A 7,055-nucleotide genomic window follows, 5' to 3' on the forward strand; every position below is an offset into this window, starting at 1 on the left:
TTTTCGGCGCGCACGCCGGCCTCGAGGGACTCGATCTCCATCAGCAGCTCGCGCTTGCGGCTGAGTTCGGCGTTGATCTCGCTGTAGGTGCAGCCCGATTCGATCAGCTCACGCTGGCGGGCGACGTGCTCGCGCACCTGGCCGTAGAGCGTGCGCTCCTGCCAGTAGACGTCGAGCAGCCGGCGCAGGGTTCCCTCCATGCGAACTCCTAGTCGAGCGTCGCGCTCAGCGACGCGTTCAGCGCGGGGTGGCTAGCGGTCTTCGTCTTCATCGCGGCGCAGTGCTCCGCGATGAAGACGAAGAACTGCCCGGCCGGCGTGCCGAGGCTGTCCGCGACGATGCCGCGGAAGCTGATCTCGGCCTCGGCATAGGCGTTGGCGAGCATGTCCATCTGGGCGAGCTGGAAGCGCGCCCACTGGCGCTGCTCGGGATCGGCCTCGTCGTCGAAGACGAGCTGGCTGTAGAGTCCGCGGGCGCGCAGCTGGTCGTTCATCAGGAAGGCGCAGTCGGCGGCCGCCCGCAGGAAGCGCGGCCGCTGCGCGATGAGGGTCGGGTGCACCGTCTCCGGCGCGGCCAGTGCGGCGAGCTGCTGCTCGAAGTGCATCAGCGCCTCAGCGAGACGGTTCTCGCGGCGCAGCACGCGCCCTTGCAGGTAGAGCAGGTCCGCGGGCACGGGCCCGGCGTAGAGCGCGAGGCTGCGCTCGACGAGACGGCCGGCGGCCGCCCAATCGCCGCGGCGGCCGACGCCCGTGAAGGCGCGCGTGAGCAGCGTCGCGTCGGGATCGGCGATCTGCTCGGCGTAGCTGTCGATCAGGAGCGACAGCGCCTCGCTGCTGCTCGCGCCCTGCAGCGCGAGCTCGAAGCGGCCGTGGAAGATGGCATCGGCGAAGAAGGAGGCGCCGTTGAGGTTCTCGAGCCGCTCGTACCAGGCGGTCGCTGCCTCGGCGAGGCCCAGCTCCTGGTAGCCGCGCGCGACGCTGAGCACGCCGCCGATGTCCTGGCTGTCGCCGGCGGCCGCAGCAGCATCCAGGCGCGCTGCGAGTTCCGGCAGGAGGATGGTGATCGCGCGCTCGCTGGAGTCGCGCTGGGCGTCGCGCTGGTCGGCGGCGGCGCTGGCCGTCGCCGGCGGGCGCGGACCCTCGGCGAGGATGGCGCCGAGAACGAGCGCAAGCGCGAACAGGACAAGGATCGAGGGCTTCATCGGGCGGCTTCCTCCCCTTCTGGCGGGCCGGAAAACAAGTTCCATGCCTCGGCCAACTCTGCAGGGAGGCGCCGCGCGCCGCCCGGAGGCGGCGCGCAAGCGATTGCCCGGAGTTCATTTAGGAATCAGGGGCGCTGGAGCGGGCGCCCGCCCCGCCTCGCGACAGCCGCCGACCGGCTCAGAAGCTGGCCGCCGGCCTGGCGGCTTTTCAGCCAGAGGCCCCCGCGGCCTTGACCAGGGGTTCCTCCTGCTTGAGCTTCTCGCGCAGGGTCTGTCGGCTGATGCCGAGCAGCTGCGCCGCCCGGCTCTTGTTGCCTCCGGTGTAGTCGAGGGTGCGCTGGATGTGGCGCAGCTCGACGGCGGCGATCGGCTCCGGATGGAAGGGCGCGCTCGCGGCCGCTGCCGGCGCCGTCGCGGGCTGGCGCAGCGTGGCCGGCAGGTGTTCGGCGCGAATCGCCCCGGTCGTCTCGAGCAGGAGGATGCGCTCGATGAGGTTCTTCAGCTCGCGGATGTTGCCGGGCCAGGCGTAGGCGGTGAGCGCGGCGAGCAGCTCGGGACCGGCGGGCGCCACGCTGCGCCCCAGCTCCCGGTTGAAGCGCTCGATGAAGAAGTTGACCAGGGGCTCGACGTCCTCCGGCCGCTCGCGCAGCGGCGGCACCTCCAGCACGATGACGCCGAGGCGGAAGTAGAGGTCGCTGCGGAAGCGGCCGGCCGCGGCTTCCTGCATGAGGTCCTTGTTCGTCGCCGCGACGATGCGCGCGCGCACCTGCAGGTCCTCGATGCCGCCGACGCGGCGGAAGGTGCGGTTCTCCAGCACGCGCAGCAGGCGCGCCTGGAGCTGCAGGCCCATCTCGCCGATCTCGTCGAGGAAGAGCGTGCCGCCGGCCGCTGCCTCGATCAGGCCCTTCTTGCGGCTCTTGGCGTCGGTGAAGGCGCCCTTCTCGTGGCCGAAGAGCTCGCTCTCGAGCAGGGTCTCCGGGATCGCCGCGCAGTTGATCTCCACGACGGGTCCCGTCACCCCGAGCGTGGCCCGATGGATCGCGCGCGCCACCAGCTCCTTGCCCGAGCCGCTCTCACCCTGGATCAGCACGGTCGAGGCCTGGCTCGCGCCGATCTTGCGGATCTTCTCGAAGAGCTCCTGCATGCGCGGGCTCTTGCCGATGAAGCCGAGGAAGGGATCGCCCCGCCGCTGCGTCTCCTCCCAGTGCTGGTTGGCGCGGCGCAACTGCTTGGCCTCGAGTGCGTTCTCGATGCTCTTCTTCATCTTCTCGAGCGAGAAGGGCTTGCTGACGAAGTCGTAGGCGCCCAGCTTCATCGCGCGCACGGCCGTCTCCAGCTCGCCGTAGGCGGTCATCATGATGACCTGCCCCTCGTAGCCGTCGGCGCGCGCCTGCTCGAGCACCTCGATGCCGGCCAGGCCGGGCAGGCGACCGTCGAGCAGCACGAGGTCCGGATCCTCCTCGCGGATGCAGGCGAGGCCGGCCGGGCCGTCCTCGGCCTCGAGCACGCGGTAGCCGTCGCGCAGGGCCTCGCCCAGCGACCAGCGCAGGGTCTGCTCGTCGTCGACGATGAGGATGCTGTGGTTCACGCTGATCTCTCCTCGCTGCGGGTGGGAGCGGCGGCGGCGCCGAGTTCGAGCGTGAACTCGGAGCCCCCCGCCGGGCGCGGGCGGTAGTCGAGCCGCCCGCCGTGTTCCAGGGCGATCTGCCGGCAGACGGCCAGGCCGAGCCCGGTGCCCTCTGCCTTCGTGGTGAAGAAGGGTTCGAAGAGGCGGGCCCGCGCGGCCTCGGGCACGCCGGCCCCGCTGTCCCAGACGCTGAGGCGCACGCGGTCCGCGCCTCCCACGACCGCCGCGCGCTCGAGGCGCAGGCCGACGGCGTCGCCCGGCCGACAGGCCTGCAGGGCGTTCTGGAGCAGGTTGAGCAGGACCTGGTGGACCTGATCGCGGTCGGCCAGGGCCCAGAGGGGCGTCCCGAGATCGCCGGCGAGCTGAACGCCCAGCGCGGCTGCCTGCGGCGCCAGGTCCTCGAGCACTCGGCGCGCACTGCCGTCCAGATCCAGCGGCGCCAGCTGCGGGCGTGCCGGGCGGCTGAACTCGAGCAGGCTGCGCACGATGCGCTCGAGCCGCTGGATCTCGGCCTGAATGCGCTCCAGGTAGGGCTCGGCATCCGGGCGATCGCCGAGGCGGCCGCGCAGGACCTGGGCCGTCATCGCGATCCCCGCGAGCGGATTGCGGATCTCGTGGGCCATCCCCGCCGAGAGCTGGCCCAGGCTGCTCAGGCGCTCGGCCTGCCGGAGCTCGGCCTCGAGGCGCTTGTAGTCGGTGAGATCCTCGCCGACGAGCACGTGGCGCACCTCGCTCGGGTGCCGCGGCGTCAGGCTGGTCACCGAGAGCAGGAGGCGCCGCTCGCCGGCGGCAGTGGCGAGTCGGCACTCGCGCTGGATCCAGTCGTCCTCGCCGAGCTGAGTCGCCGCATCACCGGCGGGCACGCCCGCGCCCAGCGGATGGAAGTCGGCGTCGAAGGCGAAGGGCTGACCGGGCGCGAGGCGCTCGCCGAAGAGCGCCGCCGCGCGCGGGTTGCGGTAGCTCACGGCGCCCTCACCGTCCACCGTGAGCACGGCGGCGTGGACGCTCTCGAGGACGCTGCGATTGAAGGCATCGAGACGGCGCAGCTCGTGGAGGGCCTTGGCGCCGGCGATCGCCTCGCCGAGCAGGGTTTGCACCGTCTTGAGGAAGTGGAAGTCGACGTCCAGCTCGGCGGCGGCGGCGTAGGGCTTGCGGAAGACGAGGAAGCCCTGGGCCTCCTCACCCTGGGCGAGCGGGAGCACGAAGCGCTCGACCGCTGCCAGTTGCTCGCGCAGCGCCTCGCCCCCGAGCAGGGCCTGCGCCCCGGTCAGCCCGAGCAGCCCCGGCTCGATGAGGCGCTCGCCCGAGAGCCCGCGCAGGGCGCGCAGGGCGTCCGAGAGGCCCCGGCCGGCCATCGCGCGCTCGGCGCGGACGCTGAGGCGCCGGGCGTCGAAGCTCCAGAGCAGGAGCGCAACCCCTTCGAAACCAAGCGTGTCGACGCATGAGCTGAGAAAATCCTCGAGGGCGGAGTCCCAGTTCCGCTCCCGGCCGAGGTCGCGGCCGAGGCGATGGAGCACCGAGAGCTGCTCCAGGCGGCGCTCGAGCTCAGCGTGGACGCGGCCGAGGTGCTCGTAGGACTGCAGCAGCAAAGCGGCGAACTGCCGGCGGCTCTCCTCCAGGGACTGCGAGCTGCGCTCCAGGTCCCCGAGCAGGCGGCGCTGATTCTCTGCCGCTGCCAGCGCCTCGGCGCTGGCAGCGAGACTGCGCTGCCAGTCGGCCGGGGCCAGCGGGAGGCGCAGCAGGCCGTCGACGCCCAGCGCGATGGCGGCGCGGTACCACTCGGCGTCCGCGCCCAGCTCGGCGAGCAGGACCTGACAGTGTGGATGCTCGAGGCGGAAACGCCCGAGCCAGCCCGGCAGGGCAGGGTGCGTCGGCGGCAGGGCGAGGAGGAGCAGGTCGGGCGGCGCCGGGTGCGCGCGCGTCGCCCCCTCCAGCGTGCCGTGCTCGACGGCCCAGCCCGCGGGGGACGGCGGCAGCCCGAGCGCTGGCGCGCTGGCGGCATCGGCGCTGAGAATGCGGAGGATGCGAGTTCGAGTGGCCTGCGGCACGAGCAACTCCCGGCGCGCTCGGCGCGCCTGGGCACTGCCTAGCAGGCATTCGAAAAACCCGCAAGAATTTTTGCCAGGGCCTAGCGGCCGGATGCCTCGAGGCGCCGCGCGAGGGGCAGGAGGCGATCGGTGAGCGCGTCCTTGACGGCGTCGCTCGCATAGAAGCCCTCGTCGAGACGCTGGCGCACGGCCGCGATCACTTCGGCGCGGCCGGCCGGCAACTGCGCGTACTGCGCCTTCGCCGCGGCGAGCGATTCCTCGCGCTCGGCGCGCTCCTGTGCCTCGGCGCTGATCTCGACCATGACGGTGGCCCTGCCCTCCCCGGCAGCAATGCTGCGGGTCTGTGGACTCTGCGCGACCGCGCTCTGGCCGGCGGCCTCGGTTTCCGGGTGCTGCCCGTAGAGCTTGGCCAATTCCTGAGCTTGCACGGCTGCAGACTTGCCGATCTCCACGCTCTTCCTCCGATCCAGGGGCCTCATCCGGAACGGTAGCAAACGCCAGGCCGCTAAGAGGCCGGACGCGAAGCCTTCAGGTAGCCGCGGGTCGCCCGCCCGCGCTCTTCCGTGTCCTGCTGCGCGCGCTCCAGCGCGATCATTGCCTGGCGCAGGGCGGCCTGGGCCAGGGCATCCCGGCGCACAAGCTCGCGCCGAGCGCTCTCCAGGGCACCGGGCGCGGCGGCGGCCAGCGCGTCGAGATCGCCGGCGGCCAGCGCCGCCTGGGCCCGCCCGCGCTCCCCGGCCAGCCGCTCCAGCGCGGCCAAGTCCCCGCGGCGCGCGGCCGCCAGCTGCTTGCCACTGAGGGCGAGCAGCGCGGCGAGCTGCGTGCGGGCCGTCTCGGCAGACACGCTCAGACCTCCTCGGTCGGGGGCAGCGCGGGCTGGCGCGGACTCTGCGCGAGCGCCGTCCAGGCGCCGCTCAGCTCGCCCACCACCTTGGCCACGCCGTCCAGCAGCTCCGGGCGCTTTTCCAGGCTGGCGCGGCCGATGCCCTCGAAGCAATAAGCGTACAAGGGCCGCAGGCGCTCGGTGATCTCCCCGCCTTCCGGGCGCAGCGACTGACTCAAGTAGGTGACGATCCGGCGCGCCTTGCTGAGCGCGACCTGCGCCTCCTCCCACTGCTTCTCTCTCAAAGCCCGCTGGCCGGCCCGCACGCTCTGGAGCAGGCCGTCGTAGAGCAGCGCGAGCAGCTGCTGCGGATCAGCGCCCCGCACGCGGCACTCGGAGTAGGCGCGCTGCGCGCGCACTGTCTCCGCGCTCGCGCGCAGCGGCTGGGGGGATTCCGCGACCATCAGCGGCGACTTAGGCATTGCTGCGCGCCCCCCCGCTCCCGTAGCTGGACGAAACGTTCGACAGCATCGAGTTGAAGCTGCTGCTCTGGGCGCTCATCTCCGCGAGCAGGCTTTCCATCCGCTGGAATTCGCGGAGGTAGCGCTCCTTGCGCTTGGCGAGGCGATCGTCGATCTCCTTCACCTGCTTCTCGTAGTCGGTAATCGTGTCGCGCAGGCTCTGCTGCTTGATCGTCAGGATGCCGTCCACCGTGTCCAGCGCGCCATCGAGCGTGCGGAAGAGGCGGTCGGTGACGCCGGACCAGACGCGCACGTTGCCCTGTGCCTCGCCCTGGGCGAGCAGTGTCGCCTCGGTGAGATTCACTTGGACGCTCAGGCCGTCGGTTTCCGCGCCGTCGCTGTTGCCGGTGAGGATGCGACCCGAGCCGCTGGCCTCCTGCACCTCGCCGCCGACGAGGAAGTGACCCGCGACGTCGCGCCCGGTAATGGGGCTGCCCGCGCTGAGCCCGAGATCCGCGGCCAGGCTGCCGTCGGCGGTGCCGAGCGCAATCTTGCTGTTGCCGCCCCAGCTGCGGCTCGTGATCACGAGCTGCCCCTGGCCGCCGCCCAGATCCTCCCAGCTCACGCCGACGCTCTTGCCACCCAGCGCCTCGTCGGCGTTCACCGCGCTCTGGATCGCCGCCGCCAGCGCCTCGCCGCTCGTGTAGCTGCCGGAGGGCACCGTGATGGCGCTGCCCTCGACGCCGTCCACTTTCAGGCGCAGCTGGTTGTTGCCGGCGCCGATCACGAAGGGCGAGCCGCCGCTGGGCGTCGTGACCACCCCGCCGGTGTAGTTGCCCTGGGTCGCCGCCTGCGTGATGACGACGGAGTAGCCGCTCAGCGCCCCCGTCGGCAC

The 7,055-nt window shown here is 72.1% G+C and carries 8 protein-coding genes; all 8 read right to left on the minus strand.

Features of this window, described 5'->3' with window-relative positions:
• On the minus strand, nucleotides 1-200 hold a 200-nt coding region (locus tag FJ251_12130), incomplete at its 3' end, for a hypothetical protein (protein MBM4118458.1).
• An 8-nt stretch (nucleotides 201-208) separates the two neighbouring features.
• The gene (locus tag FJ251_12135; GenBank protein ID MBM4118459.1) at nucleotides 209-1,201 is read right to left on the minus strand and encodes a hypothetical protein; all 993 of its coding nucleotides are present in this window, start codon (nucleotides 1,199-1,201) and stop codon (nucleotides 209-211) included.
• A gap of 208 nt (nucleotides 1,202-1,409) precedes the next feature.
• A complete protein-coding gene (locus FJ251_12140; GenBank protein ID MBM4118460.1) occupies nucleotides 1,410-2,789 on the minus strand; it encodes a sigma-54-dependent Fis family transcriptional regulator in 1,380 nt (459 codons plus the stop codon).
• Entirely contained in the window at nucleotides 2,786-4,876 is a 2,091-nt protein-coding gene (locus tag FJ251_12145; GenBank protein MBM4118461.1) for a hypothetical protein, read from the minus strand. The genes FJ251_12140 and FJ251_12145 overlap by 4 nt, the downstream gene beginning before the upstream one ends.
• 80 nt (nucleotides 4,877-4,956) lie before the next feature.
• The gene (locus tag FJ251_12150; GenBank protein ID MBM4118462.1) at nucleotides 4,957-5,328 is read right to left on the minus strand and encodes a hypothetical protein; all 372 of its coding nucleotides are present in this window, start codon (nucleotides 5,326-5,328) and stop codon (nucleotides 4,957-4,959) included.
• Between the two features lie 53 nt (nucleotides 5,329-5,381).
• Nucleotides 5,382-5,720 (minus strand): hypothetical protein, encoded by a 339-nt coding sequence (locus FJ251_12155; protein ID MBM4118463.1) that lies wholly within the window; start codon nucleotides 5,718-5,720, stop codon nucleotides 5,382-5,384.
• A 2-nt stretch (nucleotides 5,721-5,722) separates the two neighbouring features.
• On the minus strand, nucleotides 5,723-6,181 hold the full coding sequence (gene fliS, locus FJ251_12160; GenBank protein MBM4118464.1) for a flagellar export chaperone FliS: 459 nt from the start codon (nucleotides 6,179-6,181) through the stop codon (nucleotides 5,723-5,725).
• Nucleotides 6,174-7,055: hypothetical protein (locus tag FJ251_12165; GenBank protein MBM4118465.1), on the minus strand; the 882-nt coding region annotated here is incomplete at its 5' end. The genes FJ251_12165 and fliS, both read right to left, overlap by 8 nt.

Source organism: bacterium (assembly GCA_016873475.1).
Taxonomy (GTDB): domain Bacteria; phylum Krumholzibacteriota; class Krumholzibacteriia; order JACNKJ01; family JACNKJ01; genus VGXI01.

Coding starts and splice junctions, on each gene's coding strand:
- FJ251_12135 (MBM4118459.1), bottom strand. CDS start 1,201: ATGAAGCCCTCGATCCTTGTCCTGTTCGCGCTTGCGCTCGTTCTCGGC.
- fliS (MBM4118464.1), bottom strand. CDS start 6,181: ATGCCTAAGTCGCCGCTGATGGTCGCGGAATCCCCCCAGCCGCTGCGC.